Genomic DNA, 26,496 nt, shown 5'->3' with positions numbered 1-26,496 from the left:
ACCGTCAGGCGCCGAACAGGCCCGTGTTCGTCGCCTGCAGGATCGCTTCCACGGCCGGGTGGCGGATGCGCCGCTCGCTCGAGATCGCATAGAACTGCTCGCGCAGTTCGGTGGCCGCACCGGCCGGCACCACGCCGAACTGCAGCTTCACATCCGCTTCCAGCCGCGCCGGCGCGAAGAACAGGCCCAGGCCGTCGCGCGCGAAGGTCGTCAGCATCGCGTTGTCCTCGAATTCCCCCACCACGTCCGGCCGCACATCGTGCTGCAGCAGCCACTCGTCGATACGGCCGCGCAGGGCGTTGTTCCGGGTTGGCAGCAGCAGCGGCGCACCCGCCAGGCTGGCCGGGAAGTTGCGGCCGTGCCGTTTCGCCAGCGCCGGCGCGCCGAACAGCAGCATCTCGCTTTCACCCAGCAGGTGGCTGTACACCCGCAGGCTGGCCGAGGCGCGCACCGAACGGTCGGTGAGCACCACGTCCAGCTTGTGCAGCGCCAGGTCGGCCAGCAGCGCCTCGAACTCGCGCTCCACGCACACCAGTTTCACGGGCGTATCCATGTCGAAGGCGGAGCGCAGCAGGCGATAGGCGATCAGCTTGGGCAGCGAGTCCGAGATGCCCACCGTGAGGCGCATGCGGCCCGCGTCGGCCTCGTTCAGCGCCTCCTGCATGCGGTCGCCCAGCTCGAAGATCTGCTCGGCATAGGTGAGCGCCACGCGGCCCGCTTCGGTAGGCACCAGCCGGCGGCCCTGCTGTGTCAGCAGCTGCTTGCCCACCTGCTGCTCGAGCGACGACAGCTGCGCGCTGATCGTCTGGATGGCGAGGCCCAGGCGCTCCGCGGCCCGGGTGACGCTGCCTTCCGCGGCTACCACGCGGAAGAAATACAGGTGGCGGAAATTGATGCCGCTGGTTTTCATGGTTCGGATTTTACGAAGTGAAGTTCATATTATCTTCTATTTTTCAATTGGCGGGATTTCTCTACACTGCATGCATTGACATTAATCAACAAGGGGCATCGATGAAGCACTTCAGGATTTCATTCCTGGTCACGTTCGTCTGTCTTGCCGTCGCGGGATGGTGGGGCTATGAAAAGGCCGGGATGGCGGGCGCCATGTCCGCACTGGGTATCGCCATCATTCTGGGCGTGATGGAAGTCTCGCTGTCCTTCGACAACGCGGTGGTGAACGCCTCCGTGCTGAAGACGTGGGACGCGTTCTGGCGCAAGCTGTTCCTGGGCGTGGGCATCATCATCGCCGTGTTCGGCATGCGGCTGCTGTTCCCGCTGGTGATCGTGGCCGTGGCTGCCGACATCGGGCTGACGGAAGTATGGACGCTGGCACTGAACAACCCGGACGAGTATTCGCGTCATTTGACGAACCACCACGCGGAAGTGGCGGCCTTCGGCGGCATGTTCCTGCTGATGGTGTTCCTGAACTTCCTGCTGGACCCGGAGAAGGAAACGCACTGGCTGGGCAACTTCGAGAAGAAGATCGGTTCGCTGGGCAAGGTCTCGTCCGTCTCGATCATGATCGCGCTGGGCGTACTGCTGGGCAGCCTGTCGATCGTCGAGGAAGCGCAGAAGTTCGTGGTGCTGATCTCCGGCCTGTGGGGTGTGCTGATCTACGTTGGCGTGGACGCGATCTCCAGCTATCTTGAAAAGGGTGAAGAGGGCGAGAGCGGTGTCGGCGACATGGTCAAGAAGGGCGGTATCGGCGGCTTCCTGTACCTGGAAGTGCTGGATGCATCGTTCAGCTTCGACGGCGTGATCGGCGCGTTCGCCATCACCAAGGATGTCGTGATCATCATGCTGGGCCTGGCGATCGGCGCGATGTTCGTCCGCTCGATGACGGTGTACCTGGTGGACAAGGGCACGCTCGACCAGTACGTGTACCTGGAGCATGGCGCCCACTATGCGATCGGCATCCTGGCCGTGATCATGCTGGCGAGTATGAAGTTCCACGTACCGGAGCTGTTCACGGGCCTGATCGGTGTGGCATTCATCCTGGCTTCGCTGTGGTCCTCGCTGCAGTACAAGAAGAAACAGAAGGGCCTTGCGCTGCAGGCGTAAGGCGGAAGAATCCGCGGCGCGACACATGAGACCTGTCGCGCCGGGTATGCAGGTAGTGTCTCTGTAGTCGGGTTTTACTTTCATATCACTCATTGAAGGAGTTTCGATCATGGCAATCAGTCTGCAAAAAGGCGGCAACGTCAACCTGAGCAAGGAAGCCCCGGGCCTGTCCCAACTGACCGTCGGTCTGGGCTGGGATGTGCGCGCCACCGATGGCGCGGCATTCGACATCGACAGTTCCGTGTTCCTGCTGAAGACCGACGGCAAGGTGCGCGCCGACCAGGACTTCATCTTCTACAACAACCTGAAATCGGCCGACGGCTCGGTGCAGCACTCCGGCGACAACCGCACCGGCGAAGGCGAAGGCGACGACGAGTTCGTGAAGATCGACCTCTCGAAGGTGCCGGCCGACGTGGACCGCATCTCGGTCGCCGTCACGATCCACGACGCCGAAGCGCGCCGCCAGAACTTCGGCCAGGTGTCGAAGGCCTTCGTCCGCTGCATCAACGGCGCCACGAACCAGGAAATCGCCCGCTACGACCTGTCCGAAGACGGCTCGACGGAAGCGGCAATGGTGTTCGGCGAGGTCTATCGCAACGGCACCGACTGGAAGTTCCGCGCCGTTGGCCAGGGCTATCAGGGCGGCCTCGCCGCACTGGCTTCCAGCTACGGCGTGTCGGTGTAAGCCATGCCAGCCTTCACCGTTACCGGGGACGTCGATCCGTTCCTGCACGTGACCCTGCGCCACGGCGAGAAGATTTATTGCGAATCGAACGCGATGGTGATGATGGAGTCGAACCTCGAGCTGAAAGGCAAGATGAGCGGCGGCCTGGGTGCGGCACTGATGCGCACCTTCGCCAACGGCGAATCGTTCTTCCAGCAGCATATCGAGGCTACCAAGGGCGAGGGCGACTGCCTGCTCTCGCCCACGCTGCCCGGCGCGATGCAGGTGATGGACATCGGCGCGCGCCAGTACATGATCAGCGACGGCGCGTTTGTCGCGGCCACGTCGGATGTGAACCTGAACGTGCGGACCCAGAACATCGGCAACGCGCTGTTCGGCCAGAGCGGCGGTTTCTTCATCACGGAAACCTCCGGCCGCGGCCAGCTGGTGGTGTCGGGCTTCGGCTCGATCTCCGAGCTGCAGGTCGAGGCGGGCAAGGACATCGTCATCGACAACGCCCACGTGGTGTGCTGGGACAGCGCGCTGCGCTACGAGATCTCGGTGACGACGAACCAGAAGAGCGGTTTCATCGGCAACCTGGTGAACAGCGTGACGAGCGGTGAAGGCATGGTGCTGCGCTTTTCCGGCAGCGGCAAGGTCGTGGTGTGCTCGCGCAACCGCGAAGCCTTCGTGGCCTGGCTGAGCAAGGGCCGCGGCCAATAACGATTGAAACGAGTCGACCGACTCAAGGAGGAACAAATGTCTGTGAATTTGACGAAGGGCCAGAAGATCTCTCTGGACAAGGAAGCCGGCGCCACGCTGAACCAGGTCACGATGGGCCTGGGCTGGGATGCCGTGAAGAGCAAGGGCTTCCTGGGCTTCGGCGCGAAGGGTGCCGATATCGACCTGGATGCCTCGTGCGCGCTGTTCGACGACGCCGGCAAGCCCGTCGACGTGGTGTGGTTCCGCCAGCTCAAGAGCCGTGACGGCAGCGTCGTCCACACGGGCGACAACCGTACCGGCGCCGGCGATGGCGACGACGAGCAGATCAACGTCAGCCTGCAGCAGGTGCCCGCCACCGTGAAGAGCATCGTGTTCACGGTGAACAGCTTCACGGGCCAGAGCTTCGCCCAGGTGCAGAACGCCTACTGCCGCCTGCTCGACGCGAGCAGCGGCAAGGAAGTGGCGCGCTTCGACCTGTCCGTCCAGGGCGAGCACAATGCCCAGATCATGGCCAAGCTGTACCGCCACAACGGCGAATGGAAGCTGCACGCGATCGGCGAAAACGGCAAGGGCCGCACCTTCGACGACCTGATGCCGCAGATCGCCCAGCACCTGTAAGAACACGCTTCACGTAACGCGTTTCACCTGCGCCTGCCCCATGGCGCGCTTCCCTTTGCGGTGGACCGGGTAACCGGCCACCGCTTTTTTTCATTGCGAGGAGCTTCCCGATGAGTGATTGCGTGGTGGGCATCGACGCCGAGCCGGATCACGGCGACATGGCGCAACTGGTGGGTGGACTGACGGAATACAACGCGCTGCATGCGGCCGGCGATGTGCCGAACTACCTGCTGGTCAGCGTGCGCGATGCCACCGGCCGCCTGGGCGGCGGGCTGCTGGGCGCCACCTATCTGGGCTGGCTCAGCATCCAGGTGATGTGGCTCGAAGAGGGCCTGCGCGGCCAGGGCCATGGCGGTGCGCTGCTGGCACTGGCCGAGGAAGAGGCGCTGCGCCGCGGCTGCCCGCGCGTGTTCGTCGAAACGCTCAGCTTCCAGGCACTGCCGTTCTATGAACGGCACGGCTACCAGGTACACAGCCGGCTGGACGATTTTCCGCCTGGCGGTGTGCGCTATACGCCGACGAAGATGCTGGGCGGCGCGGTCAGGGTTTCGCGGTAGCCGCCTTCGCCTCGTCGATCTGGGCGTGCACGACCTTGTGCACGAAGGCCAGCTTTTCCAGCACCGGGGTGCTGAGCTTGAACGGATACGAGTCCGGCATGCCCATGCTGCGATTGAGGCTGTTGAGCACATAGCTCAGCGCGAACCACTCGTTGGCCAATTCGTCGAAGGAATCGATCTTGACGGGCGGCGCCACGATGTCCAGCGACGGTTCGTTCGGCTTGACGGGATGGAGCGACACGCCGCTGGCCTGCGCCGTTTCCAGCGTGTCGAACATGTGCAGGTAGTGGGCCCAGGTCTCGGCCCAGTCCTCCCATGAATGCGAGCTGGCGTAGGTGCTGATGAAGCGCGATTCCCAGTCGGCCGGCGGGCCTTCGCTGTAGTGGCGCTTGAGCGCCTCGCCGTAGTCGGCCCGCTCGTCGCCGAACAGGGCACGGTACTCGTCGATCCAGTGGGTGCCGGCCACCAGGCGGTCGAAATAATAATGGCCGCTTTCGTGGCGGAAGTGGCCCAGCAGCGTGCGGTAGCGTTCGTGCATCTGGTCGCGCGTGCGTTCCCGCTCGGCCGGATCGGCTTCGGCGATGTTCAGCGTGATCAGGCCGTTGTCGTGGCCCGTCATCACGGTCTGGTCGGACACGCCGTCTTCCAGGAACTGGAAGGCCAGGCCTGTTTCCGGTTCCACCTCCTTCGAGGCGGGCGTCAGGCGCAGCACCGCCAGCGAAAAGAGCAGGCGGCGCTTGGCCGCCTCGAGGCGGGCCCACAGCACGTGGTTCTGCTCCTTCGACAGGGCCGGGATGATGACGGTCAGCTGGCACGATTCGCACAGTGCATGGGGATCGTCCGCCGGCAGCATCCAGTTGCAGACATTGTGCTGCACGTAGTTGCTGCATTGTTTGAAGAGCTTGCCTTCATCCTTGCGGTTCAGGCTGCGCCACAGGCCGGTGCCGGTGGACTCGAAGGCGTTGATGCTGCGCTGGGACGGCTGATAGCCCAGCATGCTGTTGCAATTGAAGCAGACGGTGTTCTCGAAAAAGACCTGCTGTGCGCACTTGTCGCAGTGAAACGTTTTCATGGGAAATTTGAGCAAATGGGAGATGGATCGTTATTGCCAACATAGCATTAAAATCGATCTCGAAGCGCCCGGCTCGCGCTGCCACGGCTTGCAGTATGCTGTCGGTCCCGCCACCGTCGATGAAGCCCCATGCGCCTGTTGCAACTGATCCTGATGACCGCCGTTTTTCTCACCGTGCTGTGCGGGCCGGCGCTGCTCGTCGCGCGCAAGCTGTACCTGCGCGGCTACCGGCTGGCGACACGCCCGCTGCGCATCATCGTGCCGCTGCAGCTGATCGTGGCCTTCGGCTGCATCGTTGCCGCCGATATGTACGGCGAACACAACCTGGCCGCGATGATCGTGCTGGCCACCTTCGGCACCAGCGCGCTGGGTGCGGGCGCCATGTGGGCGATCGGGCGCGTGTTTCCGGCGCGGCTGATGTAATCGGCGCTTACGCCTGCGCCGCGATCATCGCCGCGTTATAGACGGCATGCGCGATGGCCGGTGCGAGCAGGCCGCGCTGGCGGTCGAAGGCGTAGGCGGTGCATAGACCCAGCACGAACACGGGCAGCATGGACAGCGGCGGATGCACCACCGCGAACAGCGCCGCGCTGGCTGCCATTGCCGCAGCACGGGGCAGCGAACGCCGCAGGCCGCCGAACAGCAGGCCGCGGAAGATGAATTCCTCGCACAGCGGCGCGGCCACGCAGGCCACCGCCAGCAGCAGCCACGGCGCGATGCCGCCACCCGTCTGGGGAAGCGGCACATGGAAGTGGCGCAGCGCCAGCATCCACAGCACGCCGACGGCGATCGCCGGCACGGCGCAGGCGAGGCCCGTGGTCACGGCCGGCAGCACCGGCCCCGCCAGCAGCACCGGCACGCCGCTGGTGCCCATGCGCCAGTAGGCCAGCCGCATCAGGCCATACACGACGACACCCGCCACGGCCAGCGCGATGGCCAGTTGCGACAGCGGCGGCGGGCCGTCGCTCCGGTGCACCACCGCCAAGGCGATGGCCTGGACCGCGAAGAACAGCAGGGCGGCCACCATGCCGTCGGCTGCCGATACGCGCGGCGGCGGCGCGGCAGTCGGGTCGAGCAGGTACGGCAGGTGGTCGCGTGCCTTCTGCCACAAGGCCAGTGCGAGGGAGGCCACCAGCACCACGACGGCCAGCCGGTACTGCCAGACTTCCGTGTACAGCGCGAAGCCATACAACGCCGCCAGCATCGAATACAGGTAGACGTAGGTGGGCCGCACGCGCGCATGGGCTTCCTGCGCCAGCGGGTCGGAGGCCCACACGCCCAGCGCCACGGCGATCAGCGCGAAGACGGGCATGCCGAGGGCGACGAGCAGCATGCGCGCCGCCAGTTGCGCATCGATATGCGGCGTGTAGGCGATGCCGATCGAGAACACGGCGGCCGGGTAGGCCAGCGCCAGCACGGCCCACAGCTGCGCCTTCTGCACCAGCATGCGCTCCAGCGTGTGCGGGAAGGTGTACAGCATCCACAGCGACTGGCCTTCCGTGTTGATGGTCTGGAAGGCGGACAGCAGCAGCACGTAGCTGCCCAGCCCGAACGCGATGGAGGCCAGCAGCATCTGGTCCTGCCCCAGCTGCGCGACATCGTGGAGGCGGCCACTGAACAGCATCTGGCTGCCGATGATCACCACCGGCACCAGCAGGCTCTGCACGAGGAAGGTGCGGTCGCGCCCCAGCAGGCGCAGTTCGCGGCGCTGCAGCGGGGTGGCGGGCAGCGTGCGCAGCGGCTTGCCGGCAGTGCGTGCGGAACGGCTCGATTCGCGCGAGCTGGTCGCCACCACGCCGGCCGACAGCAGGTGCGCCAGCAGCGCCACGCCGGCCCACGCCAGCAGCGCCGCCTGCGCCGCCAGCACGGCGAACCAGCCCAGCGTCGCCGACAGGGTGCGTGCTTCCAGCCATTGCAGCGCCACACCGGGCGGCGTCCACAGGGTCCAGGCAGGCCAGGCACGGGCCCACTCCATCGTCACGCCGCCGCCGGGCAGCGACAGCGCGATGACGAGGTAGATCAGCGGCATCGCCGCCAGCGAGATGGCCGCCTGCAGGTTGCGCAGCTGGGAAGGGGCCAGGCGCAGGCGCAGGCCGGTGTCGGCCAGCGTGCGCAGGACGGCCGCGAGCAATAGCAGGACCAGCGCGGCGGCCAGCGCGGCAAAGGGTGCGCTCCAGCGCAGGCCCGCCAGCCAGGCGATCACGGCGCACGTGGGCCACAGCACCAGCATGCCGGTCGGATTGGTGACGCTGCGTTCCAGCACGCGCGCCCACAGCAGGGCCTTGCGCTGCACGGGCAGGGTGACGAGCCATTCCAGGTCCCAGTCCGGCTGCGCCAGTTCGCGGCTGCCCAGTGGCACCAGCAGCGCGACGAGCCAGAGCAGCGTCAGCTCCAGCGCCAGCCCCGCCTTGACGGCGGGGCCGAACGATCCACCGGCCAGTTCTCCCGCCGCCACCTGCTGGCGCTCGCTCTCCTGCATCTGCGCATCGCAGGCCGTGCCCGGCGCCAGTTCGCACTGCAGGTTCAGCACTATCCCGTACGACATGTGGGTGAAGGCCAGCGTCATCATGAGCGCCACGAACACCGGCAGGAGCCAGCGGCCGCGGCGCTTGCTGGCCGTGGCGGCACGGCCGGGCTTCTTCCGGCGCAGCGGCGTGCTGGCCAGGTTCAGCAGCCGCCGGATGCGCAGCCGCGCCAGCAGCCATGCCGCGCCTGCCCCGCTGACCGGCCCGTTCATGCCTCTTCCGTGAGGTTCAGGAAGACCTGTTCCAGCGAGGTGCCGGCATCCGTGCGCAGCTCGTCCAGCGCGCCGGTGGCGACCAGGCTGCCGCGGTGGATGATGCCCACGCGGGCGCACATGCGCTGCGCCATGTCGAGCAGGTGGGTGGAGACGAAGATCGTCTTGCCGGCCGCGGCACGGCCGATGAGAAGGTCCTGCACGTCACGCGCGGCGCGCGGGTCGAGGCCGTTGATCGGTTCGTCGAGGATCAGCACGGCCGGGTCGTGCACCAGCGCGCAGGCCAGGCCCAGCTTCTTCTTCATGCCCATCGAGTAGTTGACGGCATATTCCTCGGACACGTCGTCCAGCCCGAATTCGTCGAGCAGCTGTTCGGCGCGCGCGGCCGCATCGTTGCGCCGGAAGCCGTGCATCTCGGCGACGAACTGCAGGATCTCGCGGCCGCGCAGGTAATCGTAGAAGATCGGGTTGTCGGGCAGGTAGCCGACGTGGCGCTTCACTTCGGCGGCATCGCGATGGCAGTCCAGTCCATCGACCAGCACCCGGCCCGCGCTGGGCACGAGGATGCCCATCATCATGCGGATCGTGGTCGTCTTGCCGGCGCCGTTCGGGCCCAGGAAGCCGAACACTTCGCCGCGGCCGACGGCCAGGTGCAGCGGCCGTACCGCGTCGTAGTCGCCATAGCGCTTGGCCAGGCCGTCGAATTCGATCATGGCGCTCCCGAATGGTTGAGCGCCGATCTTATCATTCGGCGTGCGCCACCTGTCGCAGGCTCATGCCGATGCGTTCCGTGCGTGGTGCCCAGTTGCCTTTGATGTCGGCCGAGACGAGGATGCGTTCGGCGCGGCCGATCAGCAGGTTCCTTGGCACGGTGCCGAACACGCGCGAGTCGCCGCTGTTGTCGCGGTTATCGCCCAGCATCAGGTAGCTGTCCGCCGGCACGGTAACGGGGCCGAAGTCGCGCATGGCCGTCACCTGCGGCAGCACCTGGATGCGGTAGTCGGCAGTGCCGCTGTGCTCGCGCAGGTGCAGCGCCTGCAGGTCGCCCAGCGGCGCCATGTGTTCCACCGCGTTGCCGATCACGGTGTAATCGGCCTGCCGCCCGTTGATCAGCAGCCGCTCGCCGCGCAGCTCGACGGTGTCGCCGGGCAGGGCGGCGATGCGCTTGATCAGCCGCGTGCCGTCCTCCGGCGACGAAAACGTGACCACATCGCCGCGCTGCGGGTCGCCGGTGTGGGCCAGCGAGATGTCCGTCAGCGGCACCTTCACGTCGTAGGCCAGGCGGTTGACGAACACCACGTCGCCTTCCAGCAGGTTCGGGCGCATCGAGCCGGACGGGATCGGATTCCAGTCCGCCACGGCGGTGCGGAAAATCCCGAACAGCAGCAGGAAGGCGAGAAAGCCCTTGTTGGCACGGATCGATTCTTTCAGCTGGAAAGGCATGGCGGGGCTCCTGTGGTGGTGGTGAAAATCCATCATCGGGCGGCTGTCTTAAAGGGTGCTTACGGTTCCGCCAGATCGAAGGCCTGCAGCATGCGCCTGTGGCCGCGCGGCGACACGGTCAGGGCGCGGCTGTCCAGATCCTGCTCGACCCAGCGCTTTTGCAGCGCCAGTTGCAGCAGCGCCGCGCCCAGCGAACCGCCCAGGTGCGGCGTGCGTTCGCTCCAGTCCAGGCAGGGGCAGGCGAAGCGGCGGCGCTGGCGGCGCAGGGCAGCCACGTCCAGGCCGAGCGCGGCGAAGCGTTGTTCACCAGGCCGGGAAAGTGTGTAACCATCCCCGGTCTCGATGAGCCAGCCCTGCCGCGTGAAGTGATCGTGCAGGGAGACGGCGACGCTGCCGGCCATGTGGTCGTAGCAGGTGCGGGCCTGGCGCAGCCGGCTGGGCGTGCTCGGGCGGAAGGGCGGGCGGGGTACGCCGGCCACGACCAGCAGCGCTTCGAGGGCCGTGGCGACCTCCGGGCCGGCCAGGCTGTAGTAGCGGTGCTTGCCTTGCGCGAGCTGGCGCAGCAGGCCGTCTTCCTTCAGCCGCGCCAGGTGCGCGCTGGCCGTGGAGGCGCCCACTTCGCCAACGACGGACAGCTCGGTGCTGGTACGCGCATGGCCGTCGAGCAGGCAGCACAGCATGCGCGCGCGGGCCGGTTCGGCGATGGCGGCGGCGATGCGCGCCAGGCGGTTGTCTGCATCCATGATTCGCTCCCGGGCGAAGTGTGTACGTGGGCTTTTCAGGATACTGCACCGCATCGCTTCCAGTAAAGGACTCCCATGCACGATCCCTCCTGGCCGGCCGGCGCGCTGGCGGCCGTGACGCATCACGATCCGTACCCGTATTACGCCGCGCTCGCGCAGGCGCCGGCTTTGCTGCGGGATGAGCCATCGAACCTGTGGGTCGCCGCGCATCCCGCCACCGTGCGCGAGGTGATGGCGCACCCCGACTGCCATGTGCGACCATCGAACGAACCGGTGCCGGTGGCGCTGGCGGGCGGACCGGCCGGCGACCTGTTCGGCGCGCTGGTACGAATGAACGACGGCGCACCCCATGCGCAGATGAAGGCGGCGCTCCGGCAGGCGCTGGCGCTGGTGGCGGCGGAAGAGGTGATGGCGCATGCGAAGGCCATCGTGGCACTGCACGCGGTGCACGATGCGGCCACCCTCAACGACTTCGTCTTCAACGTGCCGGTGCAGACGGTCGCCAGCCTGCTGGGATGCCCGCCGCCGCAGCTGCCAGCCATCGCTTGGGCGGCGGGGCGGTTCGTGGCGGGCCTGGCGCGGCTGGCATCGCCCGCGCAGGTCGACGCGGCGCATGATGGCGCGAGGGTACTCGTCGATGCGATGCGCAGGCTGGTCGAGGCGGCACCAGCGCGGGGACTGGTGGCCGAGGTACGGCGCGCATTGCCGCCGGACGGCGACAGCTTCGCACTGTGCGCCAACCTGGCCGGGCTGCTGACGCAAACGTGCGAGGCGACCGCGGGCCTGCTGGGCAACTGCATCGTGGCGCGGCTGCGCGGAGCTGGAGATGGTGCCAAGGATGTTGCGACCGGTGGTGCAGTGGGTGGCATAACGGGTGGTGCGAATGGTAGTGCGGCAGAGGGATCGGCGGCGCTGGTGGCGCGGGTAGCGGAATGCGATCCGGCCATCCATAACACGCGCCGCTTTGCCGCACGCGACGTCACCATCGCCGGTACCATGGTGCGGGCCGGCGATGCGATGCTGCTGATCCTGGTAGCGGGACAGCCGTTCGGCAGCGGACGCCATGCCTGTCCCGGCGCGCGGCTGGCGCATTCCATCGTCGCGGCTGCACTGCCGGCCAGGGCTGCACTGCCAGCCGTATCGTGGCGCTACTGCCCGGCGCCGAATGCCCGCATGCCGCATTTCATCGACAAGGAGACGCCATGATCGCCGTGATCTTTGAAGTGATTCCCCATCCGCAGCACCGGCAGCGCTACCTGGACCACGCCGCCGCGCTACGCCCGCTGGTCGAACGGATCGACGGCTTCATTTCGGTGGAGCGCTTCGAGAGCCTGGCCAGCCCGGGCAAGCTGCTGTCGTTATCCGTCTTCCGCGACGAAGCCGCGCTGGGGCAGTGGCGCAACCTGGAAGCGCACCGCATTGCGCAACACGCCGGCCGCAGCGAACTATTCGCCGACTACCGGCTGCGCATCGCCGGCGTGATCCGCGACTACGGCATGCACGAGCGGGACGAAGTGCCCGCCGACAGCCGTGCCCGCAATGGCTGAGCTCGTGTCATGGGGCCAGGCACCGGGACAGTACGCAATGGCTGAGCTTGCGTCATGGAGCCAGGCACCGGGACAGGAGCTCGGCAGTGGCGCTCGCGGGACGGCTGGAATCAGTACTTCCAGTTCAGCGTGGCGCTGGCAGTGCGCGGCGCGGCGTACAGGGCCTGGCTCCAGTACAGGCTCGTGAGGTATTTCTTGTCCGCGAGGTTGTTGACGTTCACGGCGAGCGACAGCTGGCGGTCGATCTCGTAGCGCGCCATCAGGCCCAGCACCGCGTAGGACGGCTGGCGGATCACCGCGCCATCGGCTTCGTTGCGGTAGATGTCGTCCTGCCACGTCGCGCTGGCGCCCACGCGCAGCTTCGGCACGGCCGGCAGCTGGTAGGTGGCGGAGAAGCGCAGCGTGCGGCGCGGGACATAGGTGCGGGCAGCATTGCCCTGTTCATCTTCCAGGTGCAGCACGGAGAAGCCGGCGCTGGCCTGCAGGCCTTTTGCCAGCTCGCCGCCCAGGTCGAACTCGAAGCCCTTCGCTTCCGCATCCACGCCGCGGTAATAGGCCTTCACGCCGACCATGCCGGCCTGCTCGGCGGTGTTCAGCTGCTTCGTCTTGTAGACCGCGGCCGCGGCATTCAGGCGGCCGTCGAACCATTCGCCCTTGACGCCGGCCTCCCGCGTCCTGCCTTCCATCGGCGCCAGCGTGGCACCGGTGATGTCCGTTTCGCTTTGCGGGTTGAAGATCTCCGTGTAGCTCGTGTAGGCCGTGAGCGCCGGCGCCAGCTCGTAGGTCAGGCCCAGGTAGGGCGTGGTCTTCGCAGCCGATTTGAAGCGGGTCACGCCATACGCGTTGCCGGTGCTGTCCGCCTTCGTGTGCGTCACGCCCGTGATCAGCTTCAGGGGATCGGCGAGATCGAAGCGCGCGGCAACGAAGGCGGACTTGCGGCGGTCGACATACGCGCTGCCATCGATGCCTGCGTCGAAGGCCGGTTCCGGATAGACGCCGGTCCATTGGTCCAGCGGCACCAGCGCCGTGCCGATGCCCTGGCCGTAGTGCGACACGTCGTCGAGCGTGGAGCGGGACCAGTTGGCGCCGAACGTCAGGTCATGCCGCCGGCCGCCCAGCGTGAACTGGCCGGTGGCGGAGGCTTCGGCCAGCGTCTGCCGGTTGTCCGATGCGTACAGCGACGGATACGAGAACAGGCCGAAGCCGGTGGCGCGGTCCGGCGTGCCGTAGGTGTAGAACAGCTTGCCGTCGTTCTTCGTCGTGTTGCGGGCCAGCGTGGCCTGCGCGCGCCAGCCGTTGCCGAAGCGCTGGACCAGCTCCACGAACGTCCTCTGGTCGTTGAAGTGGTTGCGGGTCCAGTCGGCCGCCGTCGAGTAGCCCACCGGCAGGTCGGTCGGCGTCAGGTCCGTGTAGTACAGGGGCAGCGCGCCCCACATGCCGCCCTTCGTGTCGCTGATCTGGCTGGAGTGGCCGACAGTGAGCGTGGTGTCCTGTGCCAGCTTCGCTTCGATCACGCCGTAGAACACCTTGCGGTCGGCCGAGTAGCGGTCGATGTACGAGTCGCCATCCTGGTAGGCGGCGACGATGCGGCCGGTGACCGTGCCGGCTTCGTTCAGCGCGCCGGAGATGTCCGCTTCGGCGCGCTTCTTCGCATGCGAGCCGTAGGTGAGGGCGGCCGAGGCCTGGAACGTGCTCGTCGGGCGCTTGCGAATGAAGTTGACGGTGGCGGACGGATTGCCGGTGCCGGACATCAGGCCATTCGCGCCGCGCACCACGTCCACGCGGTCGTACAGCACGGTGTCCAGGTCGCCCTGCACCAGGCCGGAGACGAAGGGGATGCCCACGCCGTCGTACTGGAAATTGGTGATGTCGAAGCCGCGCGCCGTGTAGTAGGTGCGGTCGTTCTCGACGCGTTCGACCGTCACGCCGGTGGTGGTGGCCAGCATGTCGTTGACGGTGTCGAGGCGGAAGTCGTCCAGCTGCGCGCGGGTGATCACGCTGACCGATTGAGGCGTCTCGCGCAGCGACAGGTCGAGGCGGGCGGAGCCCTTGCTGTCCTTGACCGTGTAGCTGTCCTCGATGGCGCTGCCCTGCACGACCACCGTCGTCATCTGCTGCTGTTGCTCCTCCGGCGCGGGATCAGGGGCCGCATGGGCGGCACCGCACAGCAGGGCCGCTGCGAGGGCGGCGGCGGTGGGACGCAGGTGGGCGATGGGAGCGGGCATGATGTCCTTATATGTTTGAGAATGAGAATTATTCTCATTTTAGGGCATCTACGTATCGACCGACAAGCATGCCGTGCTGTAAAGGTTCGTAAAGGGATCCCGTGGCATGAATGGCCGAGTCCGTGTCACGTGGGGTCAGGCACTGTGACACGGACTCAACCGTTTTTTCTGAGTGTCTCGCAAAGAGAGCAGGCTGCGCCAACCGGCGTCGAAATTCAGTTGTTCAGCTCGTGTCAGGGTGCCTGGCCCCAGGACACGAACTCGGCTGTAGCGCTTGCCGAGAGTCAGTGCGCGGACTTCTGCACCAGCGCGCTGCCGATGCCGTGGCGGTGGCCTTCGCTGACGGCCGTGACGGTGCCGTCCGGGTTGAAGACGAGGGCGTTGGCGGCGCCGATTTCCTCGGGGGCGTCGGACCAGCGCTGGCCGTAGCGGGCCAGCGTGCCGGCCTGCGCGCCGGTGGCGAAGCCGGGCTCGATATCGGTGGCGGTGCCGTTCCGTTCGGACAGCCGCGGCGCATCGACGGCCTGGTCCATGCGCATGCCCAGGTCGACGTAGTTGACGATCGTCTGCAGCACGGTGGTGATGATCGTGGCGCCGCCCGGGCTGCCGATCGAGAACGCCGGCTTGCCGTCCTTCAGCGCGATGGTCGGCGCCATGCTGCTGCGCGGCCGCTTGCCCGCCTCCGGCACGTTCGGCTGCGGACCGGTGAAGTCGAAGTCCGTCATCTCGTTATTGAGCAGGAAGCCGTGGCCCGGCACGACGATGCCGCTGCCGCCCCACGATTCGATGGTGAAGGTGTAGGAGACGATGTTGCCGTCCTTGTCGGAGACGGTCAGGTGCGTGGTGTGCGCGCCTTCCTGCTGCAGTTTCACAGCGGCGGGACGCAGCGGCACGCTGGCATCCTGCTGGAAGGGATACGGATCGCCCGCCGCGACGGGACCGCTGGCAGCGCGCGTCTCATCGACGAGCGCGCGCCGCTGCGCCGCGTAGCCCTTGCTGAGCAGTCCCGCGATGGGCGCATCGACATATTCCGGGTCGGCCAGGTAGGCATTGCGGTCGGCGAACGCCAGACGGCTGGCCTCCAGGTACAGGTGCTCGGCCCTGTCGCGCGGCAGGGATTTTAGGTCCCAGCCTTCCAGGATGTTCAGCGCCTCGAACACGGCCACGCCGCCACTGCTCGGCAGCGGCATGCCGTACAGGTCGTAGCCACGGTAGGTGCTGTGCACGGGCTGGCGGATGCGCGCTTCGTAGTTCGCCAGGTCGGCCAGCGTCATCGCGCCGCCGCGCACCGTCATGCCGGGCGCGGTGGCAGGACGGTTGACGGCATCGACGATGGCCCGGGCCAGCGGGCCCTGGTAGAAGGCCTTGACGCCGCCCCTGGCCAGCGTCTGGTAGGTGCGCGCCAGGTCAGGATTGCGCAGCAGCGTGCCGGCCCGGATGGCCTTGCCGTTGCGCAGGTACAGGGCGGCAGTGGCAGGGAAGCGGCTGAACTTGGCGGTGTTCTGGTCGACCAGGTGGGTGAAATTCTCGCTGACGGTGAAGCCCTTGTCCGCCACGCCGATTGCCGGCGCCAGCACGTCCCTGAACGACATGGTGCCGTAGCGCTGCAGTGCTTCGTGCCAGCCGCGCACGGTGCCGGGCACGCCGACCGACATGCCGCTGGCAACGACCGTCTCGAAGTCCATCTCCTTGCCGTTGTCGAGGAATACCGCGGGCTGGAACGACATCGGCGCTGTCTCGCGGTGATCGATGGTGATCACGCGCTTGTCCTTGGCCAGGTACAGCACCATGAAGCCGCCGCCGCCTACGCCGCAGGAAAACGGGTCCGTCACGCCCAGCGTGGCGGCCGCCGCCACGGCCGCATCGACGGCATTGCCGCCGCGGTTCAGGATCGTCAGCGCCGCGCGTGACGCCTCCTCGCTGATGGTCGCCACGGCACCACCCGTGCCGGTGGCGACGGGCGTCTTCGCGATGGCGATGGTGCAGCTGAGGGTGAGGAGGATGGCGGTGGTGAGATGGCGCTGGCGGAGAGGGGTCATGGGCTGGCAGGCTGGGCGATGGATACGCGCAAGCTTACCCGATAATCCGGCGCCGGCGCATCGAGGGCGGGCGGCTCCGGCGGTTCCAGTTTCTCCAGTGCGAATGTCAGGCCATCGAGCGTGGCGCTGGGCGCCGCATTCGGCATGTTCTCGGCCAGCACGAAGCTGCGGGTGCCATGCGGGCCGGCCAGCGCGAACGTGTAGCTGATGAAGCCGGCCCAGACGCACACAGCGCCCTGCTTGCAGCGGCTGTCGTTGACGCGTTCCAGCTTCAGCGTGGTGCCGGGCGACAGCATGACGATCTCGCCCTGGCGCAGCGTGTAGCTGGCGCTGGTCTTCCTGGGTTTGCCTTCGCCTGCGGGGCTGCCGGTCACGGTGCAGGCCGCCACGATACCGAACAGCAGTGCGAAAGCGAGGGTGGCGATGAAGCCCCTTCCAACTCGTGTTCTCAAGATTGCCTCCATTCGGCCATGTGGGCCGAGAAACATATCTTAGCGAAGTGTCATCATGGGCGGCGCACGGCTGAGAGCTAGAGGGGACCGCTGTCCGGCATTTCGTCCCGCGTGCAGCGTGGCTGGCAGCCACGGGTGTTTGGCGGATGATGCCAGACACCAGCGCGAGCGGTGTCTCGCAGGTCGCATGGCTCATCAGCCCGGCGGGAAGGCCGGTGTCTGGCACCATTCCCGACAAGGGAAGCGGGTGCAGGGAGAATCTGCGGCAAGAAGTAGGTCAGACACCGGCACGATGTCAGGCACCAGCACGATGTCAGACACCAGCATGAAGCCAGCCACCAAAAACAAAACCCGGCCGGGGCCGGGTTTCGGGGAGCGCGCAAGCCGTTAAACGTAGGCGGCGAGAGCGGTCTTCATCTTCTTCAGCGCGGCCGATTCGATCTGGCGGATGCGCTCGGCCGAGACGCCGAATTCAGCGGCCAGCGTGTGCAGCGTGGCGCCCGACCCGTCGTCGTTGGCCAGCCAGCGTGCTTCGACGATGCGGCGCGAACGTGGGTCCAGCTTCGACAGCGCCGTTTCCAGGCCTTCCGACTGCAGGCGCGTGACCTGTTCCGCTTCCAGCACCCTGGTCGGCTCCGACAGGTCGGACGACAGGTAGGCGATCGGCGAGAACTTGTCGTCCTCGTCGTCGGTCGGCGCTTCGAGGGCGATGTCGCGGCCCGACAGGCGGGTTTCCATCTCGATCACTTCCTCGCGCTTCACGTCCAGCGTTTTCGCCAGCTGGTCGATCTGCGCCGGCGTCATCGCGTCCAGGCCGGTCTTGTGGCTGCGCAGGTTGAAGAACAGCTTGCGCTGCGCCTTCGTCGTGGCCACTTTCACCAGGCGCCAGTTCTTCAGGATGTACTCGTGCATCTCGGCCTTGATCCAGTGCATCGCATAGGACACGAGGCGCACGCCCTGGTCCGGATCGAAGCGCTTGACGGCTTTCATCAGGCCGATATTGCCCTCTTGGATCAGGTCGGCATGCGGCAGGCCGTAGCCCAGGTAGCCGCGGGCGATCGACACGACCAGGCGCAGGTGGGACATCACCAGTTTTTCGGCGGCTTTCAGATCGTTGTTCTGTTTCAGCCGCTGGCCCAGCGACACTTCTTCTTCATGCGTCAGCATCGGCAGGCGGTTCACGGCGGAAATGTAGGCATCCAGGTTACCCAGGTTGCCGCTGAACCCGAGTCCGAGTGCACTGGTGCCGGCTGGTACTACAGCGGTTGGTGCGGACATGGTAGTCATTTTCATTCCTCGCTCGAAGTCTTGCCCGTGCCGCGCGAGATTGCTGCGGCACTTCTACAGCATGCAGTGATGAACTTAATCCGGTCTTAACCCTTGGAAAGGGCCGATTCGGCCATCACATTGCGTTTGAACACATATTAGCACTCTCACTCGACGAGTGCCAATGGCTGTGATTCTATGGCTTTGATAGTGAAAAACCTATCAGACCAAAGGGATAATTAGCCTTGTGCAGACCCTCGTCGCCGCGCGTTTGCGCTGCATCAATGGGTTGGTATCAAGGTTAAGTGGGGGAAGAAACGCACTCTGTGCGTGAACGCACGAACCTGCCGGCGGTCGTGTAGGACGACGGCCAGCCATGTTGTACGCCAAGGAGAAGGGCTACGGCAAGAAATGCGGGCGGCTTACGCCTTTTACAAGGCCTCGCTACCCGATTTTTTCGTCAGGAAAGACGCTTCAGTTGCCGGCGCACCGACAGCGCCGCACCCACCAGGCCCAGCCCGGCGGACAGCGCCAGCAGCAGGCCCATCGCCAGTGGCTGCAGGGGCGCCAGCTGGAACTCGGACGCGTACAGCCGGGCGAATTCGGCGATCGCACCGTTCAACGGCCGCAGCGACAGCGCCACGGCGCCCAGTGCCACGCCACCGGCGCACAGGCCCAGCAGCGCGCCCGTGTAATAGAAGGGGCGCTGGATGTAGGTGTCGGTGGCGCCGATCAGCCGCGAGACGAGGATTTCCTCGCGCTGTGTCAGCACCTGCAGCCGGATGGTGTTGAACACGACGGCGATCACGACAGTGCCCAGCGTGGCCGCCAGCAGCAGCAGGCCCATGCGCAGCACGCCCAGCAGCGCGGACAGCCGCTTCACCCACGCCGAGTCCACCTGCACGGATTCCACGCCCGGCACCGCCCGCATCTGGTCGGCGATGTCGTCGATGTCCGCCGCCTGGGCCGCACCCTGGAACGCGTTCAGGCGCACGATGTAGCTGTCCGGCAGGGGATTGGCGCCCAGCGTGTCGACCACGCCGGCCACGCCGTTCTTTTCCTGCAGGTCCTCCAGCGCCTGCTCGCGGGGCACGAAGATGATCCTGGCATCGTGCGCGGCGGCGCGCAGCGCGCCGGCCAGGCCCTGCGCATGCTCGCGCGGCAGGTCCGGTTTCAGGAACACGGACAGCTCCGGGTCCACCGACAGCTGTTCGGACACGGGCCGCACATTGTCGAGCACGGTCAGGCCGGCAAACGGCAGCGCCAGCGCGATCGCCACGACGAGGATATTGAACAGGAAGGAGCCGGGCGCGCGGCGCACATGCACCAGCGCGGCACCCAGCGCAAAGCCGTGTTGACGGAACCAGATGCTCATGGCGCCACCTCCTGCGCTGGGGCCGCCGGCACGCCATCCTGCAGCATGCCCTGCCTCAGGTGGATCACGCGGGTGGCGCTGTCCAGCACGTGCTCGTCGTGCGTCGAGATCAGGCAGGTCACGCCCACCTTGTTGAACGCGCGGAGCGCATCGAAGACCTTGGTGGCGCTGGCGCGATCCAGGTTGGCGGTGGGTTCGTCGGCCAGGATGATCTGCGGCCGGTTGACGATGGCGCGCGCGATCGACACGCGCTGCTGCTCGCCGCCGGACAGGGCCAGCGGATGGGCAGCTGCGCGGTCCAGCAGGCCCACTTTATCGAGTGCGGCGCGGGCCCGGTCCTCGGACTGCGCGCGCGGCAGGCCGGTCACCAGCATCGGCATCATCACATTGGCCAGCACGGAGCGGTCGGTGAGCAGGCGCTGCTGCTGGAAGATCAGGCCCAGGTTGCGGCGCAGGAAGGGAATGCCGGCATGCTTCAGGCGGCCGATGTCGGTGCCGTTGACGGTGACCGTGCCGGCGCTCGGGCGCTCCATGGCGGCGATCAGCTTGAGCAGCGTGGACTTGCCGGCGCCGGACGGGCCGGCCAGGTAGACCAGCTCGCCCTTGGCGACCGTCAGCGAGACGTCGCGCAGTGCGCTGTGGCTGCTCGCGCCGTGACCGGCATATTGTTTGGTGACGTTGGCGAATTCGATCATGGTCAGCCGAGCAGCGCCTCGACGAATTCCGTCGCGTCGAACGGCTGCAGATCCTCGATCTGTTCGCCGATGCCGATGAAGTACACGGGCACCGGGCGCACGCGCGCGATGGCGGCCAGCACGCCGCCTTTCGCGGTGCCGTCCAGCTTCGTGATGATCAGGCCGGTCAGTCCCAGCGCGTCGTCGAAGGCTTTCACCTGCGCCAGCGCGTTCTGGCCCGTGTTGCCGTCGATGACGAGCAGCGTTTCATGGGGCGCGCCGTCCATGCCCTTGCCGATCACGCGCTGGATCTTCTGCAGTTCGGCCATCAGGTGCAGCTGGGTGGGCAGGCGGCCGGCCGTGTCGATCATCACGACATTGGTGCCTTTCGCCTTGCCGGACTGCACCGCGTCATACGACACGGCGGCCGGGTCGCACGACGCCTGCGAGACGACGGTCACGTCGTTGCGCTGGCCCCAGACCATCAGCTGCTCGCGCGCGGCGGCGCGGAACGTGTCGCCGGCAGCCAGCAGCACGGACTGGCCGTGGGCCTGCATGTGCTTGGCGAGCTTGCCGATGGTCGTCGTCTTGCCGGCGCCGTTCACGCCGGAGATCATCATCACGGTGGGCTGGTGCCGGCCCAGCTCGAAGCCCTTTTCCAGCGGGCGCAGCAGGTCGATCATCAGTTCCTTCAGCGCCACCTTGACGGCGGCCGCATCGAGCAGCTTGTCGTCCTTGACCCGGCGCTTCAGCGCATCGAGCAGGTACTGCGTCGCATCGATGCCGGCATCGGCCATCAGCAGCGCGCCTTCCAGCTCGTCATACAGGTCGTCGTCGATGCGGGCGCCGACGAACAGCACGGACAGATTGGCGGAGGTCTTCGACAGGCCGGCCTTCAGGCGGCTCATCCAGGACTGTTTCGCCGCCAGGCGGGGTGCCGTCTCCATCTCGAAGGACAGCGGTTCGGCGGGAGGGTGGCCGGCTGCGGGGTCGAAGGCCGGCGAAGAAACGGGGGACAACGCGGGGGGCAATGCAGGTGCCGGCACGGGCACTGGCGCAGGCGTTGCCGCGTCGGGCGTGACGGGTTTTTTCTTGAAGAAGCTGAACATGGGTGGCGGGCCGCCGGGGCGGCTGCTGATCTCTATAGGTAAGGATGCGCGTCGGCTATTCTACCAGAGCGGTCCGCACGCCTTGCTCATCCGGCACGCCGACGGCGGCCGTCAGTCGCGCATGCGCAGGCGCCAGTCGGCCAGCGCACCGGCAATGTCGTGCAGCGACAGCACCTGCACATACTCGGGCGCACGGCGGCGCAGCGCGGCATTGCCCCCGCCGGCCCAGATCTCCACCGTTTCCGGCAGCCGCGCGCGCAGCTCCTTCAGCGAGTCCAGCACCTGCCGCGTATTGACCGAAGTGGAGAAGGACAGCGCCACTACATCGACCTGCAGGCCGTGGGCAGCCTCGACGATATCCGGCAGCGGCGTCTGCACGCCCAGCGACATGCAGGCGGCGCCTTCGGCGGCCAGCAGCGCTTCCGTCATCAGCAGGCCCAGGCCATGCTTTTCCTGCGGCATCGTGGTCAGCACGATGCGCGGCCGCAGGCCGCTGCTGGCGGCATTCATGGCCGGCACGGAGAAGATGGCGCTGCGGATCACCATCTGCATGGTTTCCGAGAACAGGTGTTCTTCCCAGACGCCCAGGTCGCCGCAGGCCCAGGCATCGCCGACGGCGATCGTCAGCGGCGCCATCAGCTCGATGACGAAATTGCGCATGCCCATCACGAGCAGCGCCTGCGACAGCTTGCGGCGCAGGGTGTCGCTCTGGTGGTTGCGGACCAGGTCGAGGAACGGTTGCAGGTCCGGTGTGGGGCCGCGCGGGCGGGGGCGGGCACTGGCGGTGGTCTTCTCGGCCAGCGCCTGCAGTTCAGCGACGGTGCAGCCGATCACCTTGCCGGGCCGGAAGCCCATGTCGATGAGGCGCTTGACGAGGCGCAGTTTCTGGACCTGGTCGGTGGAATACACGCGCTCGCCGAAAGGATCGCGCCCGGGATTCGGGAAGGCGTAACGCCGCTCCCACACCCGCAGGGTTTCCTTGGCAACGCCCGTGTCGCGCTCCACGTCGCTGATCGTGCACAAAAGTGACGGGGATAAGGTGCTGTTATTCATCTGCGCGGGCGACTCCTGCATTGGGCATCCGGCATTCTACAGTCCTTTTCAACCGGAAAAATTGCAGTGAGAGCAAGATGTTGTATGGCAATTGTTACTACGTACCTAATTGTCCACGACATGGTAGACGGGGTAAGCAGAATTTACTCCTTTTAACGTGTTGCCGCACGTTTGTATTGGACAATAAGGCGAAAAATATTTTAAATGAATGAATGCCGTTGACTTTTAGTTACGCACCCAGTGCCGGCATGAACAGGCGGCTCAGCGGTACGGTCACGAGGGCGAGCAGCGTCTGCAAGGTGATCAGGGATGCCATCAGGCGCGTGTCGCCGCCCAGCTGGCGCGCCATGATGTACGCATTCGGCGCGGTCGGCAAGGCGCAGTAGAAGCACGCGGCCAGCGCCACCTCCGGCGCCACGCCGGCCAGCAGGCACACCTGGGCGGCGAGCAGCGGCATCGCCAGCAGTTTCAGCACCGAGCTGACGGCCAGCGCGCCGGGGCGCGCGCCTTCCAGCGAAAACACCAGGCCGCCGCCCACGCACAGCAGGCCCAGCGCGGTGGCCGACTTGCCGAGGATGTCGAGCGTGTTCATCAGCGCGGTCGGCAGCGCGATGTCCAGCAGGCTGACGATCACGCCGGCCAGCGTGGCCTGGATGATCGGGTTGCGTGCCAGCGTCCTGCCGACGGTGGCCAGGTTCGGCTTGCTGCCGCTCCACCAGGCCAGCGCGATGACGGACAGGGCATTCACCACCGGCAGGCACAGCGCCAGCGCCAGCATCACCAGCGAGGCCGTCTTGGCATCGAACACGAGTGCCGCCACGGCCAGGCCGAAATACGTGTTGGGACGCATCGCGCCCTGCATCACCGAGGAGCGGCTGGCACCTGGCAGCGTCGGCATCAGCAGCAGCGACGCCAGTGTCAGCACGACGATCAGGAAGGTCGGCAGCAGCGTCGCCAGCGCCAGTTCTCCCACCTGGCTGCCGTGGAACGACAGCCGCGCGGTGCCGGCGAACAGCATGGCCGGGAAGGCGATGTTGTACGAGAACTTCTCGATCGACGGGAAGAAGTCGGCCGGCATCCAGCCGTAGCGGCGGATGGCCACCCCGAGCAGCAGGATCAGGAATACGGGGATGATGGATGCCAGCATTGCAGAAACTCCTTAGTCCGCGGCGACGCCGGAAGGGCCCACGCGCAGCGCGTTCGGCGTGCTCGAGATGCGGATGCGGATCAGGTGGCGGTCCGGGTCCGTGTACATCGCGCGGCCGTGCAGCGTGCGGTGGTTGTCCGCGCACAGCAGTGTATCGTCCGGCAGCTGGCGCACGAAGCGCGGCGCACCCGTTTCGATCACGTCGTTCAGCAGGCGCAGGGCGGCCACCAGGTCGGGCGTGGCCAGATCGGGGCGCGCCGCAAGTCCTTTTTCAATCGAATCGTAGCGCCACCGCATCGCCGTGCCTTCCGAGTGGAAGACCGGGGCGTAGAATATTTCGACCTGGTCGTCCTGGGCCGCGTACACGGACGGCACGCGGAACGGCACGTCGCGGGTCAGCAGCAGCGCGTAGGCGGCGCGGCCGGCTTCGGTCTTCTGCAGTTCGGCCACGATGTCTTCCACGTCGATCAGCAGCGACTCGCCACCGTTGCAGCGGGCGGACGACACCACGTACAGCATGAACTGCTCTTCCGGCATCGGGTAGAACGACGAGTCCGTGTGCATGTCGGCATTGCCGACGCGCTCGGAGAAGGTGACGAATTTGGACTGGGTGCCGGCGCGGGCCCGCACATCCCAGGCGACGCGCTTGGTGCGCTGGTCGGTGGAGGTCGGGAAACCCTGGGTCAGCGCGATGGCGTACAGCACGGCGTTGCGGTGCGCTTCGGACATGCCGGCCAGGCCGAGGCCCGTGATGGCCAGGCCGCGGGCCTTGCGGCTGCCGACCTGGGCGGCGAACTTGGCCAGCGTGGGCACTTGCAGCAGCTCGCGCTGCAGGGACTCTTCGTCGGGATGCGGATAGAAGCCGTTGCCGTTGAAGTCGTCGAAGTGGCGCTCGACGATGGCGATCACGCGGGCGAGGTCTTCGCCCCAGGAAAAGTTGGTTTGTACGACAGCGATGTTGCCGGATTGCTCAATCGAAGAAAACATGGAAGCTCCTGTGGGTGGAATTGCCACACGGCAATAATGGAGCCATTTTCTTCCATTGCTGAACAAGTTTCAAGCGGAGTTTTGTGCGTTGCAACACACATAATGCCAAAAGGTGACCATATCCTCGTAGAAATGTTTATTGCGCCAGTGCTCCGTCATAGGGAAGTTTGCAAAGTTGGTGCAAGTCCTTGTCCGCCATAAGTGAAAATTCGGAAATGCGGAAAAACGACACATTGTGACAATGTCACGCAAACTTTTTGTGCATTCAATCGTGCGCCGCCGCAATGCGATAGAATATTGCCTCTCAGCAATTTCCCTGCTCACTGGACAACCTGACAAGGACCGACATGAAGTGGCTCATCGAGCGCAAGCTCTCTACCAAACTGGGACTGGCCTTTGCCGTCGTCCTGCTGCTGACGGCGTTCGTCGGCATCTTCTCGATCAACCAGCTGGCCAAGGTGAACGACACCGCCAGCGACCTGTCGCACCGCTGGATGCCGGCGATGCGCGTGATCCAGGACATCAAGTCGCAGATCGCCCGGGTCCGCACCCGCGAACTGCAATACATCATCTCGGACGAAGTGGCCGAGCTGGACAAATATGACAAGGTGATCGCCAACGACCTCGTCGAACTGAAGAAAATGCAGGACGAATACGTCACGCTGATCGAGACGCCGGAAGAGCGCGCACTGTACAACGAGTTCACGGTGTTGTGGGAACGCTACATGACGGAGGACGCCAAACTGCGTGCCGCCGTGCGCGCCCAGGACACGCCGCTGGCCAAGCAGCTCATTCGGGGCGAGTCGAATAAACTGATCGTGGCCTTGCGCGGCCAGGTTGACAAGCTGGTCAAATATTACGGCGAAGGCGGCACCCAGGCGGCAAAATTTGGTGATCAGGTATACAATTCTTCCCGCGCATGGATCATCGGCCTGCTGGTGTTTTCGGTGGCGATCGGCGCGCTGGGCGCGCTGGTGATTACCCGCTGGCTCGTCAATACCCTGGGCGGTGAACCGCAGTACGCGGTGAAGCTGGCCAACCAGATTGCCGCAGGCGAGCTGAGCGTCGATGTGCGCACCCGCGCCGGCGACGATTCCAGCCTGCTGTACGCAATGAAGACGATGCGTGACAGCCTGGCCAATATCGTCGGCCAGGTGCGCCAGGCCACCGATACGATCGGCAGCGCGGCGCAGCAGGTCGTGGCCGGCAACCTGGATCTGTCGGCCCGCACCGAAGCACAGGCGAGCTCGCTGGAGGAAACGGCGGCATCGATGGAGGAACTGACCTCCACCGTGCGCCACAACTCCGACAGCGCGCGCCAGGCCAACGAGCTGGCCGTCAGCGCTTCGGCCATCGCCGAGCAGGGCGGCCAGGTGGTGTCGCAGGTGGTTGAACGGATGGGTTCCATCAACGAGTCGGCAAAGAAGATCTCGGACATCACGGGCGTGATCGACGGCATCGCTTTCCAGACCAACATCCTGGCGCTCAACGCCGCGGTGGAAGCGGCCCGTGCCGGTGAGCAGGGCCGCGGCTTCGCGGTGGTGGCCTCGGAAGTGCGCAACCTGGCGCAGCGCTCCGCCGCGGCGGCGCGCGAGATCAAGGAACTGATCGGCGACTCGGTCGGCGAAGTGGAAGCGGGCACGAAACTGGTGAACCAGGCCGGCAGCACGATGCAGGAAGTGGTGGTCAGCGTCCGCCGCGTCACGGACATCATGGGCGAGATTACTGTTGCAGGACAGCAACAAAGCGCGGGCATCGTGCAGGTCAACGAAGCCATCGCCGAAATGGATTCCGTCACGCAGCAGAACGCGGCACTGGTGGAAGAAGCCACCGCGGCATCGCACAGCATGAAGGACCAGGCCGCCAGCCTGGCCCAGCTGGTCAGTATCTTTACTCTTGATGGATTGTCAAAGCCTCAGTATAGTGCCGCCTCCAGTGCCCCTGGCACCGGCAGCAAGACGGCGCGATTGAATCGGCCGCGATAACACGTGAACGCCGCCGCCC

25 protein-coding genes are annotated in these 26,496 nt (G+C 66.1%); 9 read left to right on the top strand and 16 right to left on the bottom strand.

From position 1 onward, the window contains the following. Positions 1–4: 4 nt before the first annotated feature. Positions 5–910, bottom strand: coding sequence for a transcriptional activator NhaR (gene nhaR, locus IP91_RS17685; RefSeq protein WP_145650416.1), 906 nt, complete (start codon positions 908–910; stop codon positions 5–7). Positions 911–1,011: 101 nt separating this feature from the next. Between nhaR and IP91_RS17680 the strand changes: the two genes are divergently transcribed. The 5 genes from IP91_RS17680 (at position 1,012) to IP91_RS17660 (ending at position 4,623) form a co-directional block, all read left to right on the top strand. Next, positions 1,012–2,061: a DUF475 domain-containing protein gene (locus tag IP91_RS17680; protein WP_145650415.1), complete on the top strand. Its 1,050-nt coding sequence runs from the start codon at positions 1,012–1,014 to the stop codon at positions 2,059–2,061. 109 nt (positions 2,062–2,170) lie between these two features. After that, positions 2,171–2,746: a TerD family protein gene (locus tag IP91_RS17675; protein ID WP_145650414.1), complete on the top strand. Its 576-nt coding sequence runs from the start codon at positions 2,171–2,173 to the stop codon at positions 2,744–2,746. A 3-nt stretch (positions 2,747–2,749) separates the two neighbouring features. Next, complete coding sequence (locus tag IP91_RS17670; protein WP_145650413.1) at positions 2,750–3,448, top strand: TIGR00266 family protein; 699 nt, start codon at positions 2,750–2,752, stop codon at positions 3,446–3,448. 36 nt (positions 3,449–3,484) lie between these two features. Beyond that, on the top strand, positions 3,485–4,066 hold the full coding sequence (locus IP91_RS17665; protein ID WP_145650412.1) for a TerD family protein: 582 nt from the start codon (positions 3,485–3,487) through the stop codon (positions 4,064–4,066). Between the two features lie 110 nt (positions 4,067–4,176). Further along, positions 4,177–4,623, top strand: a complete 447-nt coding sequence (locus tag IP91_RS17660) for a GNAT family N-acetyltransferase (protein WP_145650411.1) — start codon at positions 4,177–4,179, stop codon at positions 4,621–4,623. On the opposite strand, the gene IP91_RS17655 is transcribed toward IP91_RS17660, so the two are convergent. After that, complete coding sequence (locus IP91_RS17655) at positions 4,607–5,695, bottom strand: zinc-binding metallopeptidase family protein (protein ID WP_145650410.1); 1,089 nt, start codon at positions 5,693–5,695, stop codon at positions 4,607–4,609. The two genes, IP91_RS17660 and IP91_RS17655, sit on opposite strands and share 17 nt — an antisense overlap. 129 nt (positions 5,696–5,824) lie before the next feature. On the opposite strand from IP91_RS17655, the gene IP91_RS17650 reads away from it, so the two are divergent. Beyond that, positions 5,825–6,118: a hypothetical protein gene (locus IP91_RS17650; protein ID WP_145650409.1), complete on the top strand. Its 294-nt coding sequence runs from the start codon at positions 5,825–5,827 to the stop codon at positions 6,116–6,118. A 7-nt stretch (positions 6,119–6,125) separates the two neighbouring features. On the opposite strand, the gene IP91_RS17645 is transcribed toward IP91_RS17650, so the two are convergent. Genes IP91_RS17645 through IP91_RS17630 form a run of 4 tightly spaced genes read right to left on the bottom strand, consistent with a single transcriptional unit; the run spans position 6,126 to position 10,618 of the window. Further along, a complete protein-coding gene (locus tag IP91_RS17645) occupies positions 6,126–8,432 on the bottom strand; it encodes a CPBP family intramembrane glutamic endopeptidase (RefSeq protein ID WP_145650408.1) in 2,307 nt (768 codons plus the stop codon). Next, the gene (locus IP91_RS17640) at positions 8,429–9,145 is read right to left on the bottom strand and encodes an ABC transporter ATP-binding protein (RefSeq protein WP_145650407.1); all 717 of its coding nucleotides are present in this window, start codon (positions 9,143–9,145) and stop codon (positions 8,429–8,431) included. Before IP91_RS17640 ends, IP91_RS17645 begins: the two co-directional genes overlap by 4 nt. Before the next feature lie 31 nt (positions 9,146–9,176). Beyond that, the gene (gene lepB / locus IP91_RS17635; RefSeq protein WP_145650406.1) at positions 9,177–9,875 is read right to left on the bottom strand and encodes a signal peptidase I; all 699 of its coding nucleotides are present in this window, start codon (positions 9,873–9,875) and stop codon (positions 9,177–9,179) included. Positions 9,876–9,934: 59 nt separating this feature from the next. Continuing rightward, complete coding sequence (locus IP91_RS17630; RefSeq protein ID WP_145650405.1) at positions 9,935–10,618, bottom strand: ArsR/SmtB family transcription factor; 684 nt, start codon at positions 10,616–10,618, stop codon at positions 9,935–9,937. A gap of 75 nt (positions 10,619–10,693) precedes the next feature. On the opposite strand from IP91_RS17630, the gene IP91_RS17625 reads away from it, so the two are divergent. Together IP91_RS17625 and IP91_RS17620 are read left to right on the top strand one after the other, a co-directional pair. Beyond that, positions 10,694–11,824, top strand: coding sequence for a cytochrome P450 family protein (locus IP91_RS17625; protein ID WP_145650404.1), 1,131 nt, complete (start codon positions 10,694–10,696; stop codon positions 11,822–11,824). Beyond that, a complete protein-coding gene (locus IP91_RS17620; RefSeq protein ID WP_145650403.1) occupies positions 11,821–12,165 on the top strand; it encodes an antibiotic biosynthesis monooxygenase family protein in 345 nt (114 codons plus the stop codon). The genes IP91_RS17625 and IP91_RS17620 overlap by 4 nt, the downstream gene beginning before the upstream one ends. 110 nt (positions 12,166–12,275) lie before the next feature. Here the strand turns inward: IP91_RS17620 and IP91_RS17615 are convergent, their stop codons facing one another. The 10 genes from IP91_RS17615 to IP91_RS17570 all read right to left on the bottom strand — a co-directional run bounded on the left by IP91_RS17615 (position 12,276) and on the right by IP91_RS17570 (position 24,492). Continuing rightward, positions 12,276–14,390, bottom strand: a complete 2,115-nt coding sequence (locus tag IP91_RS17615) for a TonB-dependent siderophore receptor (protein WP_145650402.1) — start codon at positions 14,388–14,390, stop codon at positions 12,276–12,278. Between the two features lie 284 nt (positions 14,391–14,674). Further along, on the bottom strand, positions 14,675–16,429 hold the full coding sequence (ggt, locus tag IP91_RS17610) for a gamma-glutamyltransferase (RefSeq protein WP_145650401.1): 1,755 nt from the start codon (positions 16,427–16,429) through the stop codon (positions 14,675–14,677). Further along, positions 16,426–16,881, bottom strand: a complete 456-nt coding sequence (locus tag IP91_RS17605; protein WP_145650400.1) for a hypothetical protein — start codon at positions 16,879–16,881, stop codon at positions 16,426–16,428. Before IP91_RS17605 ends, ggt begins: the two co-directional genes overlap by 4 nt. A gap of 387 nt (positions 16,882–17,268) precedes the next feature. After that, positions 17,269–18,168: an RNA polymerase sigma factor RpoH gene (gene rpoH / locus IP91_RS17600; protein WP_145650399.1), complete on the bottom strand. Its 900-nt coding sequence runs from the start codon at positions 18,166–18,168 to the stop codon at positions 17,269–17,271. A 439-nt stretch (positions 18,169–18,607) separates the two neighbouring features. Next, complete coding sequence (gene ftsX, locus IP91_RS17595) at positions 18,608–19,522, bottom strand: permease-like cell division protein FtsX (protein WP_145650398.1); 915 nt, start codon at positions 19,520–19,522, stop codon at positions 18,608–18,610. Next, the gene (locus tag IP91_RS17590) at positions 19,519–20,217 is read right to left on the bottom strand and encodes a cell division ATP-binding protein FtsE (protein WP_145650397.1); all 699 of its coding nucleotides are present in this window, start codon (positions 20,215–20,217) and stop codon (positions 19,519–19,521) included. Before IP91_RS17590 ends, ftsX begins: the two co-directional genes overlap by 4 nt. A 2-nt stretch (positions 20,218–20,219) precedes the next feature. Continuing rightward, positions 20,220–21,305, bottom strand: coding sequence for a signal recognition particle-docking protein FtsY (gene ftsY, locus IP91_RS17585; protein WP_145650396.1), 1,086 nt, complete (start codon positions 21,303–21,305; stop codon positions 20,220–20,222). Positions 21,306–21,416: 111 nt separating this feature from the next. Further along, positions 21,417–22,358, bottom strand: coding sequence for a MerR family transcriptional regulator (locus IP91_RS17580; RefSeq protein WP_145650395.1), 942 nt, complete (start codon positions 22,356–22,358; stop codon positions 21,417–21,419). 229 nt (positions 22,359–22,587) lie between these two features. Next, on the bottom strand, positions 22,588–23,505 hold the full coding sequence (locus IP91_RS17575; RefSeq protein WP_145650394.1) for an AEC family transporter: 918 nt from the start codon (positions 23,503–23,505) through the stop codon (positions 22,588–22,590). A 12-nt stretch (positions 23,506–23,517) separates the two neighbouring features. Next, entirely contained in the window at positions 23,518–24,492 is a 975-nt protein-coding gene (locus tag IP91_RS17570; protein ID WP_145650393.1) for a TauD/TfdA family dioxygenase, read from the bottom strand. A gap of 347 nt (positions 24,493–24,839) precedes the next feature. Between IP91_RS17570 and IP91_RS26715 the strand changes: the two genes are divergently transcribed. Further along, the gene (locus IP91_RS26715) at positions 24,840–26,477 is read left to right on the top strand and encodes a methyl-accepting chemotaxis protein (RefSeq protein WP_145650392.1); all 1,638 of its coding nucleotides are present in this window, start codon (positions 24,840–24,842) and stop codon (positions 26,475–26,477) included. Positions 26,478–26,496: the final 19 nt, after the last annotated feature.

Origin of the sequence: Pseudoduganella lurida (genome assembly GCF_007830455.1) — a bacterium.
In the GTDB taxonomy this organism is placed as follows: domain Bacteria; phylum Pseudomonadota; class Gammaproteobacteria; order Burkholderiales; family Burkholderiaceae_D; genus Rugamonas; species Rugamonas lurida.
This window is presented reverse-complemented; position numbering and strand designations above follow the sequence as displayed.

Excerpts from the sequence above, each read along its gene's own strand:
- nhaR (WP_145650416.1), bottom strand. The coding sequence starts at position 910 with ATGAAAACCAGCGGCATCAATTTCCGCCACCTGTATTTCTTCCGCGTG.
- IP91_RS17680 (WP_145650415.1), top strand. The coding sequence starts at position 1,012 with ATGAAGCACTTCAGGATTTCATTCCTGGTCACGTTCGTCTGTCTTGCC.
- IP91_RS17675 (WP_145650414.1), top strand. The coding sequence starts at position 2,171 with ATGGCAATCAGTCTGCAAAAAGGCGGCAACGTCAACCTGAGCAAGGAA.
- IP91_RS17670 (WP_145650413.1), top strand. The coding sequence starts at position 2,750 with ATGCCAGCCTTCACCGTTACCGGGGACGTCGATCCGTTCCTGCACGTG.
- IP91_RS17665 (WP_145650412.1), top strand. The coding sequence starts at position 3,485 with ATGTCTGTGAATTTGACGAAGGGCCAGAAGATCTCTCTGGACAAGGAA.
- IP91_RS17660 (WP_145650411.1), top strand. The coding sequence starts at position 4,177 with ATGAGTGATTGCGTGGTGGGCATCGACGCCGAGCCGGATCACGGCGAC.
- IP91_RS17655 (WP_145650410.1), bottom strand. The coding sequence starts at position 5,695 with ATGAAAACGTTTCACTGCGACAAGTGCGCACAGCAGGTCTTTTTCGAG.
- IP91_RS17650 (WP_145650409.1), top strand. The coding sequence starts at position 5,825 with ATGCGCCTGTTGCAACTGATCCTGATGACCGCCGTTTTTCTCACCGTG.
- IP91_RS17645 (WP_145650408.1), bottom strand. The coding sequence starts at position 8,432 with ATGAACGGGCCGGTCAGCGGGGCAGGCGCGGCATGGCTGCTGGCGCGG.
- IP91_RS17640 (WP_145650407.1), bottom strand. The coding sequence starts at position 9,145 with ATGATCGAATTCGACGGCCTGGCCAAGCGCTATGGCGACTACGACGCG.
- lepB (WP_145650406.1), bottom strand. The coding sequence starts at position 9,875 with ATGCCTTTCCAGCTGAAAGAATCGATCCGTGCCAACAAGGGCTTTCTC.
- IP91_RS17630 (WP_145650405.1), bottom strand. The coding sequence starts at position 10,618 with ATGGATGCAGACAACCGCCTGGCGCGCATCGCCGCCGCCATCGCCGAA.
- IP91_RS17625 (WP_145650404.1), top strand. The coding sequence starts at position 10,694 with ATGCACGATCCCTCCTGGCCGGCCGGCGCGCTGGCGGCCGTGACGCAT.
- IP91_RS17620 (WP_145650403.1), top strand. The coding sequence starts at position 11,821 with ATGATCGCCGTGATCTTTGAAGTGATTCCCCATCCGCAGCACCGGCAG.
- IP91_RS17615 (WP_145650402.1), bottom strand. The coding sequence starts at position 14,390 with ATGCCCGCTCCCATCGCCCACCTGCGTCCCACCGCCGCCGCCCTCGCA.
- ggt (WP_145650401.1), bottom strand. The coding sequence starts at position 16,429 with ATGACCCCTCTCCGCCAGCGCCATCTCACCACCGCCATCCTCCTCACC.
- rpoH (WP_145650399.1), bottom strand. The coding sequence starts at position 18,168 with ATGACTACCATGTCCGCACCAACCGCTGTAGTACCAGCCGGCACCAGT.
- ftsX (WP_145650398.1), bottom strand. The coding sequence starts at position 19,522 with ATGAGCATCTGGTTCCGTCAACACGGCTTTGCGCTGGGTGCCGCGCTG.
- IP91_RS17590 (WP_145650397.1), bottom strand. The coding sequence starts at position 20,217 with ATGATCGAATTCGCCAACGTCACCAAACAATATGCCGGTCACGGCGCG.
- ftsY (WP_145650396.1), bottom strand. The coding sequence starts at position 21,305 with ATGTTCAGCTTCTTCAAGAAAAAACCCGTCACGCCCGACGCGGCAACG.
- IP91_RS17580 (WP_145650395.1), bottom strand. The coding sequence starts at position 22,358 with ATGAATAACAGCACCTTATCCCCGTCACTTTTGTGCACGATCAGCGAC.
- IP91_RS17575 (WP_145650394.1), bottom strand. The coding sequence starts at position 23,505 with ATGCTGGCATCCATCATCCCCGTATTCCTGATCCTGCTGCTCGGGGTG.
- IP91_RS17570 (WP_145650393.1), bottom strand. The coding sequence starts at position 24,492 with ATGTTTTCTTCGATTGAGCAATCCGGCAACATCGCTGTCGTACAAACC.
- IP91_RS26715 (WP_145650392.1), top strand. The coding sequence starts at position 24,840 with ATGAAGTGGCTCATCGAGCGCAAGCTCTCTACCAAACTGGGACTGGCC.